22 protein-coding genes and 1 pseudogene are annotated in these 22094 nt (G+C 61.0%); 9 read left to right on the top strand and 14 right to left on the bottom strand.

What is annotated here, in order from left to right; all coding sequences use genetic code 11:
• Window positions 1-17: 17 nt before the first annotated feature.
• The 5 genes from AC1RME_RS02255 to AC1RME_RS02235 all read right to left on the bottom strand — a co-directional run bounded on the left by AC1RME_RS02255 (window position 18) and on the right by AC1RME_RS02235 (window position 4514).
• Window positions 18-398: a RidA family protein gene (locus tag AC1RME_RS02255; protein WP_003229509.1), complete on the bottom strand. Its 381-nt coding sequence runs from the start codon at window positions 396-398 to the stop codon at window positions 18-20.
• Window positions 399-422: 24 nt separating this feature from the next.
• Entirely contained in the window at window positions 423-2528 is a 2106-nt protein-coding gene (gene spoT, locus AC1RME_RS02250) for a bifunctional GTP diphosphokinase/guanosine-3',5'-bis pyrophosphate 3'-pyrophosphohydrolase (protein ID WP_007954439.1), read from the bottom strand.
• A 57-nt stretch (window positions 2529-2585) separates the two neighbouring features.
• Complete coding sequence (gene rpoZ, locus AC1RME_RS02245; RefSeq protein ID WP_003229503.1) at window positions 2586-2849, bottom strand: DNA-directed RNA polymerase subunit omega; 264 nt, start codon at window positions 2847-2849, stop codon at window positions 2586-2588.
• A gap of 168 nt (window positions 2850-3017) precedes the next feature.
• Window positions 3018-3638, bottom strand: a complete 621-nt coding sequence (gmk, locus tag AC1RME_RS02240; protein WP_003229498.1) for a guanylate kinase — start codon at window positions 3636-3638, stop codon at window positions 3018-3020.
• A 12-nt stretch (window positions 3639-3650) separates the two neighbouring features.
• A complete protein-coding gene (locus AC1RME_RS02235) occupies window positions 3651-4514 on the bottom strand; it encodes a YicC/YloC family endoribonuclease (protein WP_096817277.1) in 864 nt (287 codons plus the stop codon).
• Between the two features lie 268 nt (window positions 4515-4782).
• Here AC1RME_RS02235 and rph point away from each other — a divergent pair, with 268 nt between their 5' ends.
• Both rph and AC1RME_RS02225 read left to right on the top strand, forming a co-directional pair.
• A complete protein-coding gene (gene rph / locus AC1RME_RS02230) occupies window positions 4783-5505 on the top strand; it encodes a ribonuclease PH (RefSeq protein ID WP_085731379.1) in 723 nt (240 codons plus the stop codon).
• 28 nt (window positions 5506-5533) lie between these two features.
• Complete coding sequence (locus tag AC1RME_RS02225; protein WP_096817279.1) at window positions 5534-5902, top strand: DUF4870 domain-containing protein; 369 nt, start codon at window positions 5534-5536, stop codon at window positions 5900-5902.
• Between the two features lie 93 nt (window positions 5903-5995).
• Here AC1RME_RS02225 and crc read toward each other — a convergent pair whose 3' ends face one another.
• Window positions 5996-6775: a catabolite repression control protein Crc gene (crc, locus tag AC1RME_RS02220; protein ID WP_007920349.1), complete on the bottom strand. Its 780-nt coding sequence runs from the start codon at window positions 6773-6775 to the stop codon at window positions 5996-5998.
• Window positions 6776-6857: 82 nt separating this feature from the next.
• On the opposite strand from crc, the gene pyrE reads away from it, so the two are divergent.
• Window positions 6858-7502 (top strand): orotate phosphoribosyltransferase, encoded by a 645-nt coding sequence (gene pyrE / locus AC1RME_RS02215; protein ID WP_007954442.1) that lies wholly within the window; start codon window positions 6858-6860, stop codon window positions 7500-7502.
• A 70-nt stretch (window positions 7503-7572) separates the two neighbouring features.
• On the opposite strand, the gene argB is transcribed toward pyrE, so the two are convergent.
• The 4 genes and pseudogenes from argB to coaBC form a co-directional block, all read right to left on the bottom strand.
• A complete protein-coding gene (gene argB, locus AC1RME_RS02210) occupies window positions 7573-8478 on the bottom strand; it encodes an acetylglutamate kinase (RefSeq protein ID WP_003229488.1) in 906 nt (301 codons plus the stop codon).
• A gap of 24 nt (window positions 8479-8502) precedes the next feature.
• A pseudogene (locus AC1RME_RS02205) lies at window positions 8503-9906 on the bottom strand (phosphomannomutase/phosphoglucomutase); the annotation flags it as partial.
• Between the two features lie 236 nt (window positions 9907-10142).
• Window positions 10143-10598, bottom strand: coding sequence for a dUTP diphosphatase (gene dut / locus AC1RME_RS02200; protein WP_096817283.1), 456 nt, complete (start codon window positions 10596-10598; stop codon window positions 10143-10145).
• Between the two features lie 5 nt (window positions 10599-10603).
• Complete coding sequence (gene coaBC, locus AC1RME_RS02195; RefSeq protein ID WP_096817285.1) at window positions 10604-11812, bottom strand: bifunctional phosphopantothenoylcysteine decarboxylase/phosphopantothenate--cysteine ligase CoaBC; 1209 nt, start codon at window positions 11810-11812, stop codon at window positions 10604-10606.
• Between the two features lie 135 nt (window positions 11813-11947).
• On the opposite strand from coaBC, the gene radC reads away from it, so the two are divergent.
• Window positions 11948-12622 (top strand): RadC family protein, encoded by a 675-nt coding sequence (gene radC / locus AC1RME_RS02190; protein WP_096817287.1) that lies wholly within the window; start codon window positions 11948-11950, stop codon window positions 12620-12622.
• Window positions 12623-12658: 36 nt separating this feature from the next.
• Here the strand turns inward: radC and AC1RME_RS02185 are convergent, their stop codons facing one another.
• Window positions 12659-14245 (bottom strand): ABC transporter substrate-binding protein, encoded by a 1587-nt coding sequence (locus AC1RME_RS02185; protein ID WP_493090349.1) that lies wholly within the window; start codon window positions 14243-14245, stop codon window positions 12659-12661.
• A gap of 446 nt (window positions 14246-14691) precedes the next feature.
• Here AC1RME_RS02185 and rpmB point away from each other — a divergent pair, with 446 nt between their 5' ends.
• Together rpmB and rpmG are read left to right on the top strand one after the other, a co-directional pair.
• Window positions 14692-14925 (top strand): 50S ribosomal protein L28, encoded by a 234-nt coding sequence (gene rpmB, locus AC1RME_RS02180; protein WP_003177273.1) that lies wholly within the window; start codon window positions 14692-14694, stop codon window positions 14923-14925.
• An 11-nt stretch (window positions 14926-14936) separates the two neighbouring features.
• Window positions 14937-15092 carry a 50S ribosomal protein L33 gene (gene rpmG / locus AC1RME_RS02175; RefSeq protein WP_003177274.1) on the top strand — a complete coding sequence of 52 codons (156 nt, stop codon included), beginning with the start codon at window positions 14937-14939 and terminating at the stop codon, window positions 15090-15092.
• 73 nt (window positions 15093-15165) lie between these two features.
• Here rpmG and AC1RME_RS02170 read toward each other — a convergent pair whose 3' ends face one another.
• Complete coding sequence (locus tag AC1RME_RS02170) at window positions 15166-15528, bottom strand: cupin domain-containing protein (RefSeq protein WP_085708876.1); 363 nt, start codon at window positions 15526-15528, stop codon at window positions 15166-15168.
• A gap of 236 nt (window positions 15529-15764) precedes the next feature.
• On the opposite strand from AC1RME_RS02170, the gene AC1RME_RS02165 reads away from it, so the two are divergent.
• Complete coding sequence (locus AC1RME_RS02165) at window positions 15765-17258, top strand: aldehyde dehydrogenase (protein ID WP_085708877.1); 1494 nt, start codon at window positions 15765-15767, stop codon at window positions 17256-17258.
• Between the two features lie 184 nt (window positions 17259-17442).
• On the top strand, window positions 17443-18588 hold the full coding sequence (locus AC1RME_RS02160; RefSeq protein WP_096817292.1) for an MFS transporter: 1146 nt from the start codon (window positions 17443-17445) through the stop codon (window positions 18586-18588).
• Window positions 18589-18609: 21 nt separating this feature from the next.
• Here the strand turns inward: AC1RME_RS02160 and AC1RME_RS02155 are convergent, their stop codons facing one another.
• A complete protein-coding gene (locus tag AC1RME_RS02155; RefSeq protein ID WP_493090347.1) occupies window positions 18610-20178 on the bottom strand; it encodes a phospholipase D family protein in 1569 nt (522 codons plus the stop codon).
• A 60-nt stretch (window positions 20179-20238) separates the two neighbouring features.
• Window positions 20239-21660 carry an aminotransferase-like domain-containing protein gene (locus AC1RME_RS02150; protein ID WP_493090345.1) on the bottom strand — a complete coding sequence of 474 codons (1422 nt, stop codon included), beginning with the start codon at window positions 21658-21660 and terminating at the stop codon, window positions 20239-20241.
• A 179-nt stretch (window positions 21661-21839) separates the two neighbouring features.
• Here AC1RME_RS02150 and AC1RME_RS02145 point away from each other — a divergent pair, with 179 nt between their 5' ends.
• Window positions 21840-22085 (top strand): DUF1127 domain-containing protein, encoded by a 246-nt coding sequence (locus AC1RME_RS02145; protein ID WP_096817297.1) that lies wholly within the window; start codon window positions 21840-21842, stop codon window positions 22083-22085.
• The last annotated feature ends 9 nt before the right edge of the window (window positions 22086-22094 follow it).

The raw sequence follows: 22094 nt of genomic DNA, 5'->3' as shown, positions 1-22094 counted from the left end.
GGGCCGCGCCGTGCGCATTACTCGATGACCAGAATGGCATCCATTTCAACCTGCGAACCCTTTGGCAGGGCAGCAACGCCGATGGCGGCGCGCGCTGGGTACGGCTGGTCGAAGTACTTGCCCATGATCTCGTTGACCTTGGCGAAGTGGCTCAGGTCGGTGAGGAAGATGTTCAGCTTGACGATGTCCTTGAACGAACCGCCGGCAGCTTCGGCCACGGCTTTCAGGTTCTCGAAGACCTGGACGGTCTGGGCTTCGAAGCCTTCGACCAGTTCCATGGTTTTCGGGTCCAGCGGGATCTGGCCCGACATGTAGACAGTGTTGCCAGCCTTGATCGCCTGGGAGTAAGTGCCGATGGCGGCCGGGGCCTTGTCGCTGGTGATAACGGTCTTGGTCATGTATGACTCCTTGTAATGTTTGAGTTATGCACGCATGCGGGTGATGCGGATCACCCCGGTCAGGGCGCGCAGTTTCTTGATCACGCGGGCCAGGTGCACACGGTCGTGGACGCTGACCACCAGTTGGACGACGCTGATGCGGCCATCGCGTTCGTCCATGCTGATTTTCTCGATATTGCCGTCGGCCGCGTTGACGCTGCTGGCCAGCAGGGCGATCAGGCCGCGCTGGTGCTCCAGCTCGACGCGCAGTTCGACGTTGAATTCGCCGGTGACATCCTTGGCCCACGAGAGCTGGATGCATTTTTCCGGGTTGTGGCGGATCTCGCTGATGTTGCGGCAGTTGTCCAGGTGCACGACCATGCCTTTGCCCGCCGACAGGTGACCGACAATCGGGTCGCCCGGGATCGGCGTGCAGCATTTGGCGTAACTGAGCACCAAGCCTTCGGTGCCGCGAATCGCCAGCGGACCTTCCGGGCTTGGCAATTGTTCGCCTTCGCCGAGCAGGCGGCGCGCCACGACGTAGGCCATGCGGTTGCCCAGGCCGATGTCTTCGAGCAAATCTTCGATCAGTTCGAGGCGGTACTCGGTGAGCATCGCCTTCACACGTTCGGCCGGAATCTGTTCCAGCGCGCTGTCGAAGCCGTTGAGCACCTTGTTCAGCAGGCGTTCGCCGAGGCTGATGGATTCGGAGCGGCGTTGCAGTTTCAGCGCATGGCGAATGTGGGTCCGCGCCTTGCCGGTGACCACGAAATTGAGCCACGCCGGGTTCGGCCGCGCGCCAGGGGCGCTGACGATCTCGACCGTGGAGCCGCTTTGCAGCGGTTCGGACAGCGGTGCGAGACGACGGTTGATCCGGCAGGCGATGCAGCTGTTGCCGACGTCGGTGTGCACCGCATAGGCAAAGTCGACCGCCGTGGAGCCTTTGGGCAGCTCCATGATCCGGCCTTTGGGCGTGAACACGTAGACCTCGTCCGGGAACAGGTCGATCTTCACGCTCTCGATGAATTCCAGCGAGTTGCCAGCACGTTGCTGCATTTCCAGCACGCCCTTGACCCACTGACGGGCGCGGGCATGAGTGCCTTTCGGCTGTTCGTCGCCGCTGGATTTGTACAGCCAATGGGCGGCGATGCCGTTGTTGGCCATCTCTTCCATTTCGCGGGTGCGGATCTGGATCTCGATCGGCACACCGTGCATGCCGAACAGCGTGGTGTGCAGCGACTGATAGCCGTTGGCCTTGGGGATCGCGATGTAATCCTTGAAGCGCCCCGGCAACGGTTTGTACAAATTATGTACAGCGCCCAGCACGCGGTAGCAGGTATCGACCTTGTCGACGATGATCCGGAACGCGTAGACGTCCATGATTTCGTTGAAGGCCCGACGCTTGCCGCGCATTTTCTTGTAGATGCCGTAGAGGTGTTTCTGGCGACCGCTGACTTCACCCTGGATGCCGTCGATGGCGAGGCAGTGGCCAAGGGACTCTTCGATCTTGTTGACGATTTCCTTGCGGTTGCCCCGGGCGCGTTTGACCGCCTGGTAGATCCGCGCGGAACGCATCGGGTGCATGGCCTTGAAGCCGAGGTCTTCGAACTCGATGCGGATCGCGTGCATGCCCAATCGGTTGGCGATGGGTGCGTAGATCTCGAGGGTTTCCTTGGCGATGCGCCGGCGTTTTTCGCCGGACAGCACTTCCAGCGTGCGCATGTTGTGCAGGCGGTCGGCGAGCTTGACCAGGATCACGCGAATGTCGCGGGCCATGGCCATGGCCATTTTCTGGAAGTTTTCAGCCTGGGCTTCGGCCTTGGTCTCGAAGTTCATCTGGGTCAGTTTGCTGACCCCGTCGACCAGTTCGGCCACGGTTTCACCGAATTGCGCTTGCAGCGCTTCTTTGGCGATACCGGTGTCTTCGATCACGTCATGCAGCATCGCGGCCATCAGGCTCTGATGGTCCATGTGCATGTCGGCAAGAATATTGGCCACGGCAAGAGGATGCGTGACGTACGCCTCGCCACTGCGGCGGCGTTGGCCGTCGTGGGCTTGTTCGGCGTAGAAATACGCTCGGCGGACCAGGTTGACCTGGTCGTTGCCGAGGTAGGTCGATAAGCGATCGGCGAGGGCGTCTATGCTCGGCATGATAACTCCTGCCGTAGGCTGTGATCCCGCGCCGTGCTACGTCGACCAGGCATAGGCTTAGACGGCCTCGTTGGACTCGTCCTCGAACGCAGCGAAGACCGGGTCTTCGTGGACGATTTCCTGCTCGGCGATGAACTCGTAGCTCATCAGGCCTTCAGCGATTTCACGCAGCGCAACTACGGTCGGTTTGTCGTTTTCCCACTGTACCAGGGGCTCTTTGCCGCCGGTGGCCAGTTGACGGGCACGCTTGGTAGAGAGCATGACCAGCTCAAAGCGGTTTTCCACGTGTTCTAGGCAGTCTTCAACGGTTACGCGGGCCATGGTATTCCTCGGAGCGAATGCAATATGCGCGCTGCCCGGTTGGGCGAGCGGACTCAACAGTTTAAAAAATCACCAGCGATTAGGGAAGCGCTGATTTTTTGACCAGACTCTTCAACGCGCTGCAAGCACCAATGTAAAGCCCTTGCAGCGGTTTTGGGAAGTGCTGTTTCAGCCCAGCAATTCAGCCAGCAATTTGCCGAAACGCACTTGTTGGCGTTTCTGTTGCAGCTGATTGGCGCGGAAAATCGCTTTCAGATCGTCCAGCGCGTGGGCGAAATCGTCGTTGATGATCAAGTAGTCGTACTCGACGTAGTGGCTCATCTCGCTGACCGCTTCACGCATCCGGCCGTCGATGATCTCGTCGCTGTCCTGGCCGCGGTTGGTCAGGCGCTGGTGCAGGGCCTGCAGCGATGGCGGCAGGATGAAGATCGAACGGGCCTGCGGCATCAGCTTGCGCACTTGCTCGGCGCCTTGCCAGTCGATTTCCAGAATCAGGTCGTGGCCTTCGTCCAGGGTCTGCTGCAGTCGGCTTTGCGAGGTGCCGTAGAAGTTGCCGAAGACTTCGGCGCGTTCCAGGAAATCGCCGTGCTCGCCCATCTTCACGAACTCTTCGCGGGTTACGAAGTGATAGTTCACGCCGTCCACTTCGCCCGGGCGCATGGCGCGGGTGGTGTGGGAAATCGAGACGCGGATTTCCGGGTTGGCGTCGGTCAGGGCCTTGACCAGACTGCTCTTGCCCGCGCCCGAAGGGGCGGAAATGATGTACAGGGTGCCGGTGCTGTGGGTCATGTCGGGGTAGCCTTACTCAATATTCTGCACTTGTTCGCGCATCTGCTCGATCAACACCTTGAGGTTGACCGCCGCCTGGGTGCTGCGCGGGTCGAAGGCCTTGGAGCCCAGTGTGTTGGCTTCGCGGTTGAGTTCCTGCATCAGGAAGTCCAGGCGCCGACCGGCGGCACCGCCGGATTTCAGCACCCGGCGAACTTCGATGATGTGGGTGCTCAGGCGATCCAGTTCTTCAGCCACGTCGCTCTTTTGCGCGAGCATGACCATTTCCTGTTCCAGGCGCTGCGGGTCCATCTCGGCCTTCATGTCGGCGAAGCGGTCGAGGATTTTCTGGCGCTGGGTGGCGAGCATCTGCGGAACCAGTTCGCGCAGGGTCACCACATCTTCCTCGATGGAAGTCAGGCGATCGTTGATCAGGCGTGCCAGCTCCCCGCCTTCGCGCTCGCGCCCGGCCTTGAGATCTTTCAGGCCTTGATTGAACAGGGCCAGCGCCTCGGCGTTCAACGCCTGCGGGTCGGTGGCGTCGGCGACCAGTACGCCGGGCCAGGCCAGCACTTCCAGCGGGTTCAGCGCGGCCGGGTTCTTGATCAGGCCGGCGACGGTTTCAGCGGCAGCGACCAGTTGCGCAGCGCGCTCGCGGTCCACTTGCAGCGGCTTGCCGGTGCTTTCTTCGGTAAAACGCAGGGTGCATTCCAGTTTGCCGCGCGACAGGCCCTGGCGCAGGGCTTCGCGGACGGCGCCTTCGAGGTCGCGGAACGACTCCGGCAGGCGCAGATGGGGTTCCAGGTAGCGGCTGTTGACCGAGCGCAGTTCCCAGCTCAGGGTGCCCTGAACGCCGGCTTTCTCGACGCGGGCGAAGGCGGTCATGCTGTGCACCATGGCGGTGACCTCGCGATACAGATCGGCGCGGATTGAAGCTCCGCAGCTCGATATCAATGAATTTAAGCCGACTGGCAGCAAAGGCGCAGGATTGTAGCGCAGTGCGGCAGATGCGCCCAAACACACGGTGTGACAAAGGGCTGCAGGCCGTCGGCGAAGTGCGTTTCAGGGCCCTTGATCGACGGCCGGAATTTTTAAGCAGTGCCCAGGCGCGGTGCGCAGCTCTATAATGCTCCGCAGTTTTCCGTCCCCAGTACAGGTATCTCCTATGAAACGTCCAAGTGGTCGCGCTGCCGATCAGCTCCGCTCGATCCGCATTACCCGCAACTACACCAAGCACGCCGAAGGATCGGTACTGGTCGAATTCGGTGATACCAAAGTCATCTGCACCGTCAGCGTCGAAAACGGCGTACCGCGTTTCCTGAAAGGCCAGGGCCAGGGCTGGCTGACCGCCGAGTACGGCATGCTGCCGCGCGCCACCGGCGAGCGTAACCAGCGTGAAGCGAGCCGTGGCAAGCAGGGCGGCCGCACCCTGGAAATCCAGCGTCTGATCGGCCGTTCCCTGCGCGCCGCGCTGGACATGTCCAAGCTGGGCGACGTCACCCTGTACGTCGATTGCGACGTGATCCAGGCTGACGGCGGCACCCGTACCGCGTCGATCACCGGCGCGATGGTTGCACTGGTCGATGCCTTGAAAGTGATCAAGAAGCGCGGCGGCCTGAAGGGCGGCGACCCGCTCAAGCAAATGATCGGCGCTGTCTCCGTGGGCATGTACCAGGGCGAGCCGGTACTGGACCTGGACTATCTTGAAGATTCCGCCGCCGAGACCGACCTCAACGTGGTCATGACCAGCACCGGTGGTTTCATCGAAGTGCAGGGCACCGCCGAAGGCGCGCCGTTCCAGCCTGAAGAGCTGAACGCGATGCTGGAGCTGGCCAAGAAAGGCATGAACGAGATCTTCGAACTGCAAACGGCCGCACTGGCCGACTGAGACGGTTCGTACCCACAAGGAAGACGCGATGAGTGATGAGCAAGAGTTACTGCCCAAGCCGAGCCAGGAGGTTCGCCAATGGGCGATGTTCTGTCACTTGTCCGGCTTGCTGGGGATCTGGTTTCCATTTGGCAGTTTGATCGGGCCGCTGATCCTCTGGCAGATGAAGCGTGAGAAGGACTCGTTTATTGATGCGCAGGGTAAGGAAGCGCTGAATTTTCAGATCACGATGACCATTGCTACGCTCATTGGCGTGGGGCTGACGGTAGTGCTTATTGGGTATCTGCTGATTATCCCGGTGGTCATTTGCTCGTTTGTGCTGCCGATTATTGCTGGGGTGAAGGCTAACAACGGATTCCCTTACCGCTATCCGTTCACCTGGCGATTGCTCAAATAACGATCAACTCGAGTCTCCTGCATAAAAGCAAAAATCAGCGCCCACAAAAAAGCCGACAGCGATGTCGGCTTTTTTGCATCCACGAATCGACGCTTAGATGGTCAGCGTCCAGTCGTAGTCGACGATCAGCGGCGCGTGCTGCGAGAACCGTGGCTGACGCGGAAGGCGTGCACTGCGCACGAAGCGCCGCAGGCCCGGAGTCAGGATCTGGTAGTCGAAGCGCCAGCCCAGATTCAGCATCTCGGCCTGTTCGTTGTCCGGCCACCAGCTGTACTGGTCGCCTTCGCGGCTGACTTCGCGCAGGGCATCTACGTAGCCCATGTTGCCGACAATCTCGTCCATCCAGGCGCGTTCTGGCGCCAGGAAGCCCGGGGATTGCTGGCTGTCGCGCCAGTTCTTGATGTCGAGCTTCTGCTGCGCGACGTACAGCGAGCCACAATAAATGTACTCGCGACGTTTGCGCCGCTGTTTGTCCAGGTACTTGCCGAAGTCGTCCATGAGCTTGAACTTCTGGTTCAAGTCCTCATCGCCGTTCATCCCCGAAGGAAGCAGCAAGGTGGCAATACTGACTTTGTCGAAATCTGCTTGCAGGTAGCGCCCGTAGCGGTCGGCCGTCTCGAAACCGAGACCGCTGATGACAGCCTTCGGTTGCAACCGCGAGTACAAAGCCACGCCACCTTGGGCGGGAACTTCTGCGTCGCAGGCATAAAGGAAGTAGCCATCCAGTTGGAAGGCTGGGTCGTCCAGTTCAAAGGCGGAGGCACGGGTGTCCTGCAGGCAGATGACGTCGGCATTCTGTGCCTGCAGCCAACTGAGCAAACCTCGCTCGACTGCAGCCTGAATACCATTGACGTTCACACTGATGATCCGCATAAATGGCCCCAAAAATCGCGTGCGTGTATGATACACGGCGTCAAGCTAATTAGCTAAATCCGTGGTATTTGGGGTTTTTTTCATGCAAGCGTATCAGCGCGATTTCATTCGTTTTGCCATCGATCGCGGCGTTTTGCGCTTCGGTGAGTTCACCCTGAAGTCCGGGCGCACCAGTCCTTACTTCTTCAATGCCGGCCTGTTCAACTCGGGCTCCGCGCTGGCGCAGCTGGGTCGTTTCTACGCCGCAGCCATCGCCGAGAGCGGAATTCCGTTCGACGTGCTGTTTGGCCCGGCCTACAAAGGCATCCCGCTGGCGGCAACCACTGCCGTGGCGCTGGCCGAGCACCATAACCGCGATTTGCCATGGTGCTTCAACCGCAAGGAAGCCAAGGCCCACGGCGAAGGCGGCAGCCTGGTCGGCGCACCGCTGACCGGTGAAGTGCTGATCATCGACGACGTGATCACCGCCGGCACCGCGATCCGTGAAGTGATGCAGATCATCGCTTCCCAGGACGGCGCCAAGGCTGCCGGCGTGCTGATCGCCCTGAACCGTCAGGAGCGCGGCAACGGTGAGCTGTCGGCCATTCAGGAAGTCGAACGTGATTTCGGCATCCCGGTCATCAGCATCGTGTCGCTGAACCAGGTGCTGGAATTCCTGGCTGACGACCCGCAGCTCAAGCAACACCTGCCAGCCGTTGAAGCCTATCGCGCCCAGTTCGGCGTCTGATCGCTTCTTCCGGGCAAAAAAAGACCCCGCTCAGCCTGGCTGAGCGGGGTCTTTTTGTTTGCGCTACCGCTTACGGACGCTTGCGATTGCTGATCAGCGTGCCCACACCGGTGTCGGTGAAGATTTCCAGCAGGATCGCGTTCGGCACGCGGCCGTCGATGATCAGCGAGCTGCCCACGCCGCCCTGAACCGCTTCCAGTGCACAGCGGATCTTCGGCAGCATACCGCCGTAGATGGTGCCGTCGGCGATCAGGTCGTCGACCTGTTGGGTGCTCAGGCCGGTCAGCACGGTGCCCGACTTGTCCATCAGGCCGGCGATGTTGGTCAGCAGCATCAGCTTCTCGGCTTTCAGCGCTTCGGCGACTTTACCGGCCACCAGGTCAGCGTTGATGTTGTACGACTCGCCGTTCTCACCCACGCCGATCGGCGCGATCACCGGGATGAAGTTGCCTTTGACCAGCAGGTTCAGCAGTTCGGTGTTGATCCCGACGACTTCGCCCACCTGGCCGATGTCGATGATTTCCGGCTGAGTCATCTCCGGGGTCTGGCGGGTGACGGTGAGCTTTTTCGCACGAATCAGCCCCGCATCTTTACCGGTCAGGCCGATGGCGCTGCCGCCGTGACGGTTGATCAGGTTGACGATGCTTTTGTTGACCTGCCCCCCGAGGACCATTTCCACCACGTCCATGGTCGCCGCGTCGGTCACGCGCATGCCGTCGACAAAGTGGCTTTCGATCGACAGGCGCTTGAGCAGATCACCGATCTGCGGGCCGCCGCCGTGAACCACGACCGGGTTGATCCCCACGGCTTTCATCAAGACGATGTCGCGGGCGAAGCCGGTTTTCAGCTCCTCGCTTTCCATCGCGTTGCCGCCGTATTTGATCACCAGGGTCTTGCCGACATAACGTCGGATGTAAGGCAGCGCTTCGGACAGGACCTGGGCGGTGTGGGCGGCGGCTTCGCGTTCGAGGGTCATTCAGGGCTCCGGGTGAATCAGAAATCAGAACGGTAGTTGGAGATCAGGTGCAACGCGTTTCAGTTGGGCATGGAACACAGCCTGGATGCGCTGCAATTCAGCCTCGTCATCGGCCTCGAAGCGCAGCACCAGCACCGGTGTGGTGTTGGAGGCGCGCACCAGGCCCCAGCCTTTGGCGTAATCGACCCGCACGCCGTCAATGGTGGTCAGGTCGGCGCCTGGACCCCACTGCGCATCGTGCAGTGCATCAATGATGCTGAATTTGCTCTCTTCGGTCACATGGATATTGATTTCCGGCGTGGAAATATCGTTCGGGAAGGTCGCGAACAGCGTTTCCGCGTCGGATTTTTCCTTGCTGAGGATTTCCAGCAGCCGTGCGGCGCTGTAAATGCCGTCGTCGAAACCGAACCAGCGTTCCTTGAAGAAGATGTGCCCGCTCATTTCACCGGCCAACAACGCGCCGGACTGTTTCATTTTCTTTTTGATCAACGAGTGACCGGTCTTCCACATTAGCGACTGGCCGCCATATTCCTTGATCAGCGGGATCAGGCGACGGGTGCATTTGACGTCGAAGATGATTTCCGCGCCCGGGTTGCGGGCCAGCACGTCGCGGGCAAACAGCATCAGCAGACGGTCCGGGAAGACGATGGTGCCGGTGTTGGTCACCACGCCGACGCGGTCGCCGTCACCGTCGAAGGCCAGGCCGATGTCAGCCTTGGTTTCCTTGACCTTGGCGATCAGGTCGACAAGGTTTTCAGGCTTGCCCGGGTCCGGGTGGTGGTTCGGGAAGTTGCCGTCGACTTCGCAGAACAGCGGGATGACTTCGCAGTTCAGCGCTTCGATCAGTTGCGGGGCGATCACGCCGGCCGCGCCGTTGCCGCAGTCGACCACGACTTTCAGGCGCCGGGCCAGTTTGATGTCCTGGACGATTTCGGTGGTGTAGCGGTCGAGGATCTCGACCTGGGTCACGCTGCCCTGGCCGCTGCTCAGGTTGCCGGTCTTGATACGCTCGTGCAGAACCTGGATCTGTTCGTTGGCGAGGGTGTCGCCGGCGATCACGATCTTGAAGCCGTTGTAGTTCGACGGATTGTGGCTGCCGGTAAGCATCACGCCGGATTTGCCGGCCAGCACGTTGGCGGCGTAATACAGCGCCGGGGTCGGCACCAGGCCGACGTCGCTGACGTGACAGCCGCTTTCGGCGATGCCGCGAATCAGCGCGGCAACCAGTTCGGGACCGGACAGGCGGCCGTCACGGCCAACGGACACGTTGGGTTCACCCTGGGCCAGGCTCTGGGAGCCAATGGCGCGGCCGATCCAGTAGGCGGTTTCGGCATTGAGGAATTCCGGCACGGTGCCGCGAATGTCATAGGCGCGGAAGATGCTGTCGGGAAGCTTCGGGGCGACTTGGGCGGGGGTGCTCATCTGCGGAAATGCTCCATCTCGAAAGTGGCGGGACACGCCGACGAATCATCTCGGCGGCTGGCTCAAACTGAAGGGTATGACGGCGGTTTTCACAGAGAGTTCGTGGTGTGAAAGGGCCATGACGCCTTGTCCGGCGTGGCTTTGGCCTGCCAATGCCTTGATTTTCGGTGCTAAACCTTGCAGATGACATTTTGAAATTCGTGGCGAAAAACACGCCCTCGCCACGACAGATTTCTAGCCGATCACTTGGTGCCGGAGTGGCCGAAACCGCCAGCGCCGCGCTCGGTTTCGACGAACTCTTCAACCATTTCGAAGTGCGCCTGCACCACCGGCACCAACACCAGTTGCGCCAGACGCTCGCCGACCGGCATGGTGAATTCGGTCTGGCCACGGTTCCAGCAGGAGACCATCAGCGGGCCCTGGTAATCGGAGTCGATCAGACCGACCAGATTGCCCAGCACGATGCCGTGCTTATGGCCCATGCCCGAGCGCGGCAGGATCAGCGCGGCAAGGTTCGGGTCGCCGATGTACACCGACAGACCGGTAGGGATCAGCACGGTTTCACCCGGCTTGATCACGATTTCCTCTTGCAGCATGGCGCGCAGGTCGAGGCCGGCGGAGCCTGGTGTGGCGTATTGCGGCAGCGGGAATTCGGTACCGATGCGTGGGTCGAGGATCTTGGCTTGCAAAGCGTGCATGTAAATTAAACCTGGTTCAGACGTTCGGCGATAAAAGTGACCAGTTGGCGAGCGATCTTGCTCTTGCTGGTCTGGGCGAAAACCGTGGCGTGCAGCGCACGGTCGATGACGCTGCAGGCGTTTTCTTCGCTGTTGAAGCCGATACTCGGGTTGGCGACGTCGTTGGCGACGATCAGATCGAGATTCTTGTCCTTCAGCTTGCGTGCAGCGTAGTCGAGCAGGTGTTCGGTCTCGGCGGCGAAGCCGACACTGAACGGACGGTCGGGACGGGTCGCGATGGTGGCCAGGATGTCCGGGTTGCGCACCATTTGCAGGACGAAGCCGTCACCGCTCGTAGGATCTTTCTTTAATTTTTGCGGGGCGACGACTTCCGGACGGTAGTCCGCGACCGCCGCCGAGGCGATGAAGATGTCACAAGGGATCGCGGCTTCACACGCGGCGAGCATGTCGCGGGCGCTGACCACGTCGATCCGGGTGACACGATCCGGCGTCGGCAAATGCACCGGGCCGCTGATCAGGGTCACACGGGCGCCGGCTTCCACCGCCGCTTCCGCCAGGGCGAAGCCCATTTTGCCGGAGCTGTGGTTGGTGATGTAGCGCACCGGGTCGATGTTTTCCTGGGTCGGGCCGGCGGTGATCACCACGTGTTTGCCGGTCAGTGCCTGACGCTGGAAGCAGTCTGCCGCGAGCTGGGCCAGGTCGGTGGCTTCCATCATGCGGCCCATGCCGACGTCGCCGCAGGCCTGGCTACCGGAGGCCGGGCCGAAGGTCTTCAGGCCACGGCTTTCAAGGAGTTGCAGGTTGGCCTGGGTCGCCGGATCGCGCCACATGGCCTGGTTCATGGCCGGAGCGACAGCGACGATGGCGTCGGTGGCCAGCACCAGCGTGGTCAGCAGATCGTTGGCAATGCCTTGGGCCAGACGGGCCAGCAGGTCGGCGGTGGCCGGGGCGATCAGCACCATATCGGCCCATTTGGCCAGTTCGATGTGGCCCATCGCCGCTTCGGCGGCCGGGTCGAGCAAATCCAGGTGAACCGGGTGGCCGGACAGCGCCTGCATGGTCAGCGGGGTGATGAATTCGCTGCCGCCACGGGTCATGACCACGCGCACTTCGGCGCCCTGATCGATCAGGCGGCGAACTAGGTCAGCGCTCTTGTAGGCAGCGATACCGCCGCCGACGCCCAGAACGATGCGTTTCCGATACAGCCGCTGCATAGGTCTGCCTTTCATTTCGTTGGTGACATACGTGGCGAAACCCCCTCCCCAGGGTGAATTCGCCCGCAAAAAAGATGGGCTACGATATCACAGCGACCGCTACGGAACAGCGGCGCCCACAGACAAGGAATGTGTATGAGTATTCGCGATTGGCCGGCGGCGGAAAGGCCGCGGGAGAAGCTGCTTGAACAGGGTTCGGGAAGTCTTTCCGATGCCGAATTGCTGGCGATTTTTTTACGCACCGGCGTATCCGGGAAAAGCGCGGTGGATCTGGCGCGACACTTGTTGAATCAGTTCGGCAGCCTTCGTGCGTTGCTGGAGGCAGATCTCGGGGCGTTCAGCGAGCAATTGGGGCTGGGGCCGGCGAAATTTGCTCAATTGCAGGCGGTGCTGGAGATGGCCCGGCGGCATCTGGCCGAGCGCATGCGCCAGAAACCGACGCTGGAAAATCCACAGGTCGTACGCGACTACCTCAAAGCCATGCTGCGCCACGAGCCACACGAGGTGTTCGGTTGCCTGTTTCTGGACTCAAAACACCAAGTGCTGACCTTCGAACCGCTGTTTCGGGGCTCCATCGACAACACCGCCGTACATCCCAGGGAAGTGGTGAAGCGTGCGCTGGCGAACAATGCGGCAGCCGTGATCCTGTGCCACAACCACCCGTCGGGAAACACGGATCCCAGTCAGGCTGATCGATTATTGACCAAGCGATTGCAGAAAGCGCTTGAGCTGATTGATGTGCGAGTGCTCGATCACTTCATCGTCGGAGATGGAGAGCCGTTGTCGATGGCGGAGTGTGGCTGGATGTAGCTCGCAGCGACTGCAGTCGCTGCAAGCCGGGGCGGATTACTTGAGGGTGACCTTGGAGTAATCCTGCCGCCCGAACGGGCTCACCGAGTAACCCTGCACGTCTTTACGCGTCAGCGCATAGGCCGTCGGATGTGCCAGCGGCAGCCACAATGCCTGCTGCTGAATCTGCGCCTGCGCCTGTTCGTAGAGCTTGGTGCGAACACCTTGTTCGCTGGTGGTCTTGCCGGCGCTGATCAGCTTGTCCAGATCGGCGTTGCAGTAGCGGGCGAAGTTGGTGCCGGACTTCACTGCCGCGCAGGAAAACTGCGGCGTGAGGAAGTTGTCCGGGTCGCCGTTGTCGCCGGCCCAGCCCATGAACAGCAGGTCATGTTCGCCAGCCTTGGCGCGACGGATCAGCTCACCCCATTCGATCACGCGGATTTCCGCCTGAATGCCGATTTCCGCCAGGTCCGATTGCAGCAGTTGTGCACCCAGGCTCGGGTTCGGGTTGAGCAGGCTGCCGGAGGGGCGCGTCCAGATGGTGGTCTGGAAGCCTTCCTTCAATCCGGCCTTGGCCAGCAACGCCTTGGCCTTTTCCACGTCGTGCGGGTAGCCCGGCAGGTTCTTGGCGTAGCTCCAAGTGTTTGGCGGGTACGGGCCGTTGGCGGCTTCGGCGGTGTCTTCGAACACAGCCTTGAGGTAGTTGGCCTTGTCGAAGGCGAGGTTGATCGCCTGACGCACTTCCGGCTTGTCCAGTGGCGGATGCTGGCTGTTGATGCCGACGAATGCGGTCATGAACGCGTCAGTCTTTTCGACTTTCAGCGTCGGTTCTTCCTTCGCGGCCTGTACGTCCAGAGGCTTTGGCGACAGGGCAATCTGGCACTCGTTACGCCGCAGCTTTTGCAGGCGCACGTTGGCGTCCGGGGTAATGGCGAAGATCAACGGATCCACCGCAGGCTTGCCGCCGAAGTAGTCCGGGTTGGCCTTGTAGCGGATCGACGCGTCTTTCTGGAATCGGGTAAAGACGAACGGGCCGGTGCCGACCGGTTGGCTGTTGAGCTTGTCGGTCGCGCCGGCCTTCAGCAGTTTGTCGGCGTATTCGGCGGAATAGATCGAGGCGAAACCCATGCTCAGGGTCGCGAGGAATGTCGAGTCCGGGTGGTCGAGGGTGAAGCGCACGGTCAGCGGATCCAGTGCGTCGATCTTCTTGATCAGGCTCGGCAACTGCATCGACTGGGCGTGCGGGAAGCCGCTCTGGGCGACCTTGTGCCACGGGTTGGCCGGGTCGAGCATGCGGTCGAAGCTGAATTTGACGTCTTCGGCAGTCAGCTCGCGGGTCGGCTTGAAGTAGTCGGTGGTGTGAAACTTCACCTGCGGGTGCAGTTTGAACACATAGCTCAGGCCATCGGTGCTGACTTCCCAGCTATCGGCCAGGCTCGGGACCACCTTGCCGCTGGCGGTATCGAAGTCCACCAGGCGATTCATCAGCACGTCGGCCGAAGCGTTGGTGGTGGTCAGCGAGTTGTATTGCACCACGTCGAACCCTTCGGGGCTGGCCTCGGTGCACACGCTCAGGGCGGCGGCATGGGCCAGGGGGCTCAGCAATAGCGGGGCGAGCAGCAGGGGGAGGGCAGCGAGGCGCATGGTCGGCTTCCTTTACAGATCGAAGGCCCATCTGCAAGTGCAGTCTGGAAAAGGCCTACCCTAGTGGTCGCGATTGCAAATGACTATCCCCTTTTTGCATTTTCGGGGCTGTGCGGCTGAGGATTTATCGGAAGTGGCGGCAGGAAAAGTCTCGATTGCGGGTATGATCGGTTTTCTTCGACGAATGGTAAAAATTGCCGCCAGCCTTTGCCCAAGCCGCTTGCGGGCGGAAAAAGCGGCTTTTTAGCCATTCTTTGCACACGGAAAGTTGTTGCTCCGTGGTCTTTCTGGTATAAAGCAGCGCTCTTTTCTAGGGGCCCGGTTCCTTCGCTTGTAGGTGTAGCCGGTAAGACCTCTAAAGAATCGCGGCGCCTGGCGCCACAATGACTAGAGATTAAGCGGCCAACCCATGCCGGGTTGGGCATGTGGTTTTAGAGGGCTGAGGCATGTCTAGAGTATGTCAAGTTACCGGTAAGGGTCCGGTGACTGGGAACAACATTTCCCACGCAAACAACAAAACCCGTCGTCGTTTCCTGCCGAACCTGCAGCATCACCGCTTCTGGGTTGAAGAAGAGAAACGTTTCGTACGCCTGCGCGTTTCCGCCAAAGGCATGCGTATCATCGACAAGCGTGGCATCAGCGTTGTGCTGGCCGAGCTGCGTCGCGACGGCAAGGTTTAAGGGAGCTAATCATGCGTGAATTGATTCGTTTGATCTCGAGCGCCGGTACTGGTCACTTCTACACTACCGACAAGAACAAGCGTACTACCCCGGACAAAATCGAGATCAAGAAATATGATCCGGTTGTTCGCAAGCACGTGATCTACAAGGAAGGCAAAATCAAGTAATTGATTTTTCCCGACTTACGAAAAAGGCCCGTATCTCACGATACGGGCCTTTTTTGTTGCCTGATGAAAGGCCTCAGGCCTTCTGTTCGAAGATCACATAGACCTTGCGGCACGCCTCCAGCACTTCCCAGGTGCCACGGAAGCCGGCCGGAATCACGAAGCGGTCACCGACACGCAGGGTTTTGGCATTGCCTTCGCCGTCACGTAGCACCGAAACGCCTTGCAGGATTTCGCAGTATTCATGCTCGGTGTAATTCACTGTCCATTGCCCGACTGCACCTTCCCACACGCCGACGCCCATTTGCCCGCAAGGGCTGTCGTATTGATTGAACACCGCTTGTTCGGGATCGCCCTTGAGGACTTTTGCCGGGTCCGGGCGGTAGCGTTCGGCCTGGTCCATGGTCAGGCTGATGTCGACGACGTTCTGGATGTTCATTGTTGTTTTCTCCCGTGATGACGGCGCGGTGGCTTGAAGGGGCCAAAGTCTATGTTGATTAAATTGAACGCCGCAAGGCTGTATAACCGCCTTATGTCAAATATATTGAAACAACCCCGGCCGCTGGTTTAGGGTGGCGGGTGCCTTGGGCCGAAAACAGGCTGGCCGGGCAGAATTCCTGAGGACGTCGGCGAAGATCGCGCGGCGCTCGTATTCAACAAGAGGAGGACACTCGAATGACCACCCTGACTCGTGCCGACTGGGAACAACGCGCCCGCGACCTGAAGATCGAAGGCCGCGCCTACCTTAATGGCGAGTACACCGATGCCGTCTCCGGCGAGACCTTCGAGTGCATCAGCCCGGTCGATGGCCGTCTGCTGGGCAAGATTGCCAGCTGTGACGCCGCCGATGCCCAGCGCGCCGTGGAAAACGCTCGCGCCACCTTCAATTCCGGCGTCTGGTCGCGCCTGGCACCGACCAAACGCAAAGCCACCATGATCCGTTTCGCCGGCCTGCTGAAACAGCACGCCGAAGAGCTGGCCCTGCTCGAAACCCTCGACATGGGCAAGCCGATCAGCGATTCGCTGTACATCGACGTTCCGGGCGCGGCGCAAGCGCTGAGCTGGAGCGGTGAAGCGATCGACAAGATCTACGACGAAGTCGCCGCGACTCCGCACGACCAACTGGGTCTGGTAACCCGCGAGCCAGTGGGCGTGGTTGGCGCCATCGTGCCGTGGAACTTCCCGCTGATGATGGCCTGCTGGAAACTCGGCCCGGCGCTGTCGACCGGTAACTCGGTGATCCTCAAACCGTCGGAAAAATCCCCGCTGACCGCCATCCGCATCGCCGAACTGGCGGTCGAGGCCGGCATTCCGAAAGGCGTGCTGAACGTGCTGCCAGGCTACGGCCACACCGTCGGCAAAGCCTTGGCGCTGCACAATGACGTCGACACGCTGGTGTTCACCGGTTCGACCAAGATCGCCAAGCAACTGATGATCTATTCCGGCGAATCGAACATGAAACGCGTCTGGCTGGAAGCTGGCGGCAAGAGCCCGAACATCGTGTTTGCCGATGCGCCGGACCTGCAGGCTGCGGCCGAGTCCGCTGCCAGCGCCATCGCCTTCAACCAGGGCGAAGTCTGCACCGCCGGTTCGCGTCTGCTGGTCGAGCGTTCGATCAAGGACAAATTCCTGCCGATGGTGATCGAGGCGCTGAAAGCCTGGAAGCCAGGTAACCCGCTGGATCCGGCCACCAACGTCGGTGCGCTGGTCGACACCCAGCAGATGAACACCGTGCTGTCCTACATCGAGTCGGGCCACACCGACGGCGCCAAACTGGTGGCCGGCGGCAAGCGCATCCTTCAGGAAACCGGTGGCACTTACGTCGAGCCAACGATTTTCGACGGCGTGAGCAACGCGATGAAGATCGCTCAGGAAGAGATCTTCGGCCCGGTGCTGTCGGTCATCGCCTTCGACACGGCCGAGGAAGCGATCAACATCGCCAACGACACGCCTTACGGCCTGGCGGCAGCGGTGTGGACTCAGGACATCTCCAAGGCTCACCTGACCGCCAAGGCACTGCGTGCCGGCAGCGTGTGGGTCAATCAGTACGATGGCGGCGACATGACCGCACCGTTTGGCGGCTTCAAGCAGTCGGGCAACGGCCGTGACAAGTCGCTGCACGCGTTCGACAAATACACCGAGCTGAAGGCGACCTGGATCAAGCTGTAAACCGTTGAGGGAGTCTGCTCCGGCAGGCTCCCGAACGATACAAAGATCCCTGTGGGAGCGAGCTTGCTCGCGAAAGCGGTGTATCAGTCAGCACATCTGCTGAATGTGAAACCGTTATCGCGAGCGAGCTCGCTCCCACAGTGTTTTGTGGTGCACATAAAAATTATCCACAGGAGCGTGGACCATGCGTTGGGCGACGTATTTCGCCGTGTTGGCGTCTGTCTTGAGTGTTGGCCTGGCCTTGGGTGTCAGCATGCCGCTGGTGTCGTTGCGTCTGGAGGGCTGGGGTTATGGTTCGTTCGCCATCGGCGTGATGGCGGCGATGCCGGCCATCGGTGTGTTGCTGGGGGCTAAGGTTTCAAGTCATCTGGCGGCGCGCTTCGGTACGGCGAACCTGATGCGCCTGTGCCTGTGGGGCGGGGCATTGTCCATCGGCCTGCTGGCATTGTTGCCGAGTTATCCGATCTGGCTGGTACTGCGGCTGATGATCGGGGTAATCCTGACGATCGTGTTCATCCTCGGCGAGAGCTGGATCAATCAACTGGTGGTCGAGCAGTGGCGCGGGCGATTGGTGGCGCTGTATGGCAGCAGTTATGCATTGAGCCAACTGTCTGGCCCGTTACTGCTGGGTGCGCTCGGCACCGAGCATGATTACGGCTTCTGGGCGGGTGTCGGCCTTTTGATCGCTGCGCCGCTTCTGCTGCTGGGGCGCAGCGGTGCACCGAGCAGCGAGGCCAGCAGCGTGACCTTCGGCGATCTGTGGGGCTTCAGTCGTGAGCTGCCGGCGATTGCCTGGGCGGTGTCGCTGTTCGCCGCATTCGAGGCGATGATTCTGACCCTGTTGCCGGTGTACTGCCTACAACAGGGCTTCACGGCGGAAATCGCGCTGGCGATGGTCAGCACCGTGGTGGTCGGCGATGCGCTGCTGCAATTGCCGATCGGTGCGCTGGCCGACTATCTGTCGCGGCGGACCTTGTTCACCGGTTGCGCCGTGGTGCTGATGCTGTCGAGTCTGGCGATCCCGATGCTGATCGACACCTTGCTGATCTGGCCGCTGTGGGTGCTGTTCGGCGCCAGTGCCGGTGGCTTGTTCACCCTGTCGCTGATCCTGATCGGCGAGCGCTACCGCGACGACGCGCTGGTGCGGGCCAATGCGCATGTCGCGCAACTGTGGGGTGTCGGTTGCCTGATCGGGCCGTTGGCGGCGGGGGCGGGCAGTCAATGGATCAGCGGGCACGCGTTGCCGTGGTTCATGGCGGCCGGGGCGTTCGGTCTGGTGATTCTGCTGTCGCGGCAAGGGGCGTTCGGCAAGGTGCCGGAGCCGGCCTGATGATCCGGCTGGAGCGGGCTACTACAGCATCCGCTCCAGCCCCACCGTGGTGCTGAACCACGCATTGAACCGCCGCCACCAGCTGCCGGGTTCCTTGGTCAACGTGTGCATCTGGCCGTTGTCCTCGGTGACCCAGACGACTTTCCCGTCCTGAAGTTTTGCCTCGTAACTCAGCGCCGGCGCCATGCCCTGCAAGGCCAGTTCCCGAACGCGGGCAGCCAGTTCGGGACTGTCCACCAGTACCCCGACTTCGGTGTTCCACAGTACCGAGCGCGGGTCGAAATTGAACGAGCCGATGAACGCTTTTTTCCCGTCGAAGATCATCGCCTTGCTGTGCAGGCTGGAATCCGAGCCGCGAAACGACTTGCTGTAAAACAGGTGCGGGCCGCTGCCGAACTTATCCCCAGGCTGGCGCCGCAGCTCGTACAGCTTCACGCCATGTTCCAGCAACGCTTTGCGATAGGGTGCGTAACCGCCGTGCACCGCCGGCACGTCGGTGGCTTCCAGCGAGTTGGTCAGCAGGCTCACCGCCACCCCCGCATCGGCGCGGCCGGTCAGGTAAACCAGCCCCGGCTGTCCCGGTACGAAGTAGGCGGAAATCATCATCAGTTCTTTGCTGACGCCCCGCAGTTCCGGTGCCAGTTGCGTGGTCAGCAGCAGTTGTGGATCAGGCTTGCCGTCCGCCAGCACCTTGCTCGGTGCATCCCACAACGCCTGGTTCCAGGCCCAGATCAGTTCCCGGCGCCAGATGTCCATGCGCGGGTGGGTGGTGAAGGTCATCAACTGTTGGTACAGCGCGTGGTTCTGCTTGCGGGTTTCCTCGAGGGATTCTTCCAGGCGCGTGCGGGTGTTCTGCAGGTCTTTGGCCGAGGGTTTGCTGGAGAGGAACTCGTCGATCGGTTTGCTCAGGGCGCTGTTCCAGTACTGGTCGAAACTGTGCCCGAGCTGCTCGGCGACCGGCCCGACGCTGAGCATATCGATGTCGGTGAAGTTTAGGTTCGGCTCGGCATCGAAGTACTCGTCACCCAGATTGCGGCCGCCGACGATGGCGGCGCTGTTGTCCGCCAGCCACAGCTTGTTGTGCATCCGCCGATGTTGCAGTGACAAGTTGAACAGCCGCCCGGCCGCACGGGTCACGCCGGTGCTGCGCCCCAGGTTCAGGGGGTTGAACAGACGGATCTGGATGTTCGGATGCGCCGCCAGCGTGGCGATGATCAGGTCGAGGCCGTCGCTGGTGGTGTCGTCCAGCAGAATGCGCACCCGCACACCACGGTCGGCAGCCTTGAGCACTTCTTCCACCAGCATTCGCGTACTGATGCCGTCGTGGACGATGTAGTACTGCAGGTCGAGGCTGCTCTGGGCGTTGCGGATCAACTCGGCGCGAGCGGTGAAGGCTTCGGTGCTGTTGGACAGCAGGCGGAATCCGGACTGGCCTTTGTACGGCGCCGCCTGGGCCTGGATCGAGCGGCCGAAACTCGATGCCGAGGCCGGCAATGCCTGACTCGGCTCGCGCGGTACGTCGAGGGTCGCGCAACCGCCAAGGAACGAGGCGAGTAACAGCAGAGCGAGTAGGGGCTGTCTGAAGCTCACGTAGGATCGTTCCGATTGGCGGCTAGGGTCGGCATATGGACGCGGGTCTCTCGAAAAAGGTCAGTCGGCTTCAGCCAGTAGTTTGATCGCCGCCGCACCCACCTTGCGCACTGCTTCCTCGACCAGCGCGGTCGGTTTGGCAGCGTAGTTCATGCGCAGGCAATTGCGGTACTTGCCCGAGGCAGAAAAGATGCTGCCGACGGCAATCTGTACGCCCTGATCGTGCAGCGCACGATTCAGTTTCAAGGTATCGAAACCTTCCGGCAGTTCCACCCAGAGCATGAAGCTGCCTTGCGGGCGGCTGGCGCGGGTGCCGGCCGGGAAATAACGGGTCACCCAATCGATCATCACGTCGCGATTGCGCTGGTATTGCGTGCGCATCCGCCGCAAATGCGGTTCGAAGTGCCCGGCCTTGATAAATTCGGCGATGGCGATCTGCGGTTGTGTCGCGGTGGAGCCGGTGCTGATGTATTTCATGTGCAGTACGCGTTCGAGATAGCGACCGGGCGCGACCCAGCCGATACGCAGCCCCGGCGCGAGGGTCTTGGAAAACGAACTGCACAGCAATACGCGACCGTCTTCGTCGAAGGATTTGATCGTGCGCGGGCGCGGGTAGGTGTAGGCCAGTTCGCCATACACATCGTCCTCGATAATCGCCACGTCGAAGCGCTGGGCCAGGTTGAGCAGGGCACGTTTGCGCGACTCCGGCATGATGTAGCCGAGCGGGTTGTTGCAGTTGGGGGTGAGCTGGATGACCTTGATCGGCCATTGTTCCAGCGCCAGTTCCAGGGCTTCGAGGCTGATGCCGGTGAGCGGGTCGGTGGGGATTTCCAGGGCTTTCATGCCCAGCCCCTTGAGGGTCTGCATGGCGCCGTGAAAACTCGGCGAATCCACGGCGACGATGTCGCCGGGCTCGCAGATCGCGTGGATGCTGGTGGACAGTGCTTCGTGGCAACCGGTGGTGATCACCAGGTCACTGGCGCTCAACTGGCAGCCGGAATCGAGCATCAGCCGGGCGATCTGTTCGCGCAGTTCGAGGGTGCCGTGGATGTTGTCGTAATACAGACCCGGCATGTCCTGGCGGCGACTGATGCGTGCCAGTCCGCGCAGCAGCGGTTTCATCGTCGGTGACGAGATGTCCGGCATGCCGCGACCGAGTTGCACCACGTCCTTGCGCGGCACGGCGCGAATCAGCTCAAGCACCTGATCCCACTGGGAAATCTCTACCGGCCGTTGGGCCGGGCGCCCGACCGCCGGCAATTCCGGCAGCTCCCTCCCAGCGGGCACAAAGTACCCGGACTTGGGCTTTGGCGTGGCCAGGCCGCTGTCTTCCAGCATCCGATAGGCCTGCTGCACCGTGCTCAGGCTGACCCCATGTTCTACGCTCAAGGCGCGCACCGACGGCAGGCGATCACCAGGACGGTAGAAGCCTTGTTCGATGCGGGTGCCGAGCAACTCGGCAAGGTTCACATACAGGGTCATGGCACTGCCTCGATGCAGGTGATTCGAAAAACCAGTACAGATGCGGCGTAAATCGACAATTCAGTCTCGGGAACAGCAAATCTGTATGGAGTTAATACAGATGTGTTGAATCTGTAATGCTTTTGTCGACCCGCGCATCATGGAATCTCTGGCTACCCAAGTAAACAGGAGCAATGAAAATGAACGGTTTGAGCGATGTGCGGCTGACGTTACACAGTCAGGAACTGGAGGCAGGGCAACAGGACAACGCGCGCGACGAGATCATGCGCAACGCACCGTCCGGGCTGAGTCGCTGGGGTCTGTTCTGGCATCGTCTGCACACGCGCAAGGCGTTGCTGGGCCTGACGCCGGAGCAGCTCAAGGATGTCGGGCTGACACGGGAACAGGCGCTGGAGGAGGGGTTGAAGCCGTTCTGGCGGATCTAGAGGGATCGT

The organism is Pseudomonas sp. GW822-FHT03F08, from assembly GCF_058801265.1.
This window is presented reverse-complemented; position numbering and strand designations above follow the sequence as displayed.

Coding starts and splice junctions, on each gene's coding strand:
- AC1RME_RS02255 (WP_003229509.1), bottom strand. CDS start 398: ATGACCAAGACCGTTATCACCAGCGACAAGGCCCCGGCCGCCATCGGC.
- spoT (WP_007954439.1), bottom strand. CDS start 2,528: ATGCCGAGCATAGACGCCCTCGCCGATCGCTTATCGACCTACCTCGGC.
- rpoZ (WP_003229503.1), bottom strand. CDS start 2,849: ATGGCCCGCGTAACCGTTGAAGACTGCCTAGAACACGTGGAAAACCGC.
- gmk (WP_003229498.1), bottom strand. CDS start 3,638: ATGACCCACAGCACCGGCACCCTGTACATCATTTCCGCCCCTTCGGGC.
- AC1RME_RS02235 (WP_096817277.1), bottom strand. CDS start 4,514: ATGGTGCACAGCATGACCGCCTTCGCCCGCGTCGAGAAAGCCGGCGTT.
- rph (WP_085731379.1), top strand. CDS start 4,783: ATGAAACGTCCAAGTGGTCGCGCTGCCGATCAGCTCCGCTCGATCCGC.
- AC1RME_RS02225 (WP_096817279.1), top strand. CDS start 5,534: ATGAGTGATGAGCAAGAGTTACTGCCCAAGCCGAGCCAGGAGGTTCGC.
- crc (WP_007920349.1), bottom strand. CDS start 6,775: ATGCGGATCATCAGTGTGAACGTCAATGGTATTCAGGCTGCAGTCGAG.
- pyrE (WP_007954442.1), top strand. CDS start 6,858: ATGCAAGCGTATCAGCGCGATTTCATTCGTTTTGCCATCGATCGCGGC.
- argB (WP_003229488.1), bottom strand. CDS start 8,478: ATGACCCTCGAACGCGAAGCCGCCGCCCACACCGCCCAGGTCCTGTCC.
- dut (WP_096817283.1), bottom strand. CDS start 10,598: ATGCACGCTTTGCAAGCCAAGATCCTCGACCCACGCATCGGTACCGAA.
- coaBC (WP_096817285.1), bottom strand. CDS start 11,812: ATGCAGCGGCTGTATCGGAAACGCATCGTTCTGGGCGTCGGCGGCGGT.
- radC (WP_096817287.1), top strand. CDS start 11,948: ATGAGTATTCGCGATTGGCCGGCGGCGGAAAGGCCGCGGGAGAAGCTG.
- AC1RME_RS02185 (WP_493090349.1), bottom strand. CDS start 14,245: ATGCGCCTCGCTGCCCTCCCCCTGCTGCTCGCCCCGCTATTGCTGAGC.
- rpmB (WP_003177273.1), top strand. CDS start 14,692: ATGTCTAGAGTATGTCAAGTTACCGGTAAGGGTCCGGTGACTGGGAAC.
- rpmG (WP_003177274.1), top strand. CDS start 14,937: ATGCGTGAATTGATTCGTTTGATCTCGAGCGCCGGTACTGGTCACTTC.
- AC1RME_RS02170 (WP_085708876.1), bottom strand. CDS start 15,528: ATGAACATCCAGAACGTCGTCGACATCAGCCTGACCATGGACCAGGCC.
- AC1RME_RS02165 (WP_085708877.1), top strand. CDS start 15,765: ATGACCACCCTGACTCGTGCCGACTGGGAACAACGCGCCCGCGACCTG.
- AC1RME_RS02160 (WP_096817292.1), top strand. CDS start 17,443: ATGCGTTGGGCGACGTATTTCGCCGTGTTGGCGTCTGTCTTGAGTGTT.
- AC1RME_RS02150 (WP_493090345.1), bottom strand. CDS start 21,660: ATGACCCTGTATGTGAACCTTGCCGAGTTGCTCGGCACCCGCATCGAA.
- AC1RME_RS02145 (WP_096817297.1), top strand. CDS start 21,840: ATGAACGGTTTGAGCGATGTGCGGCTGACGTTACACAGTCAGGAACTG.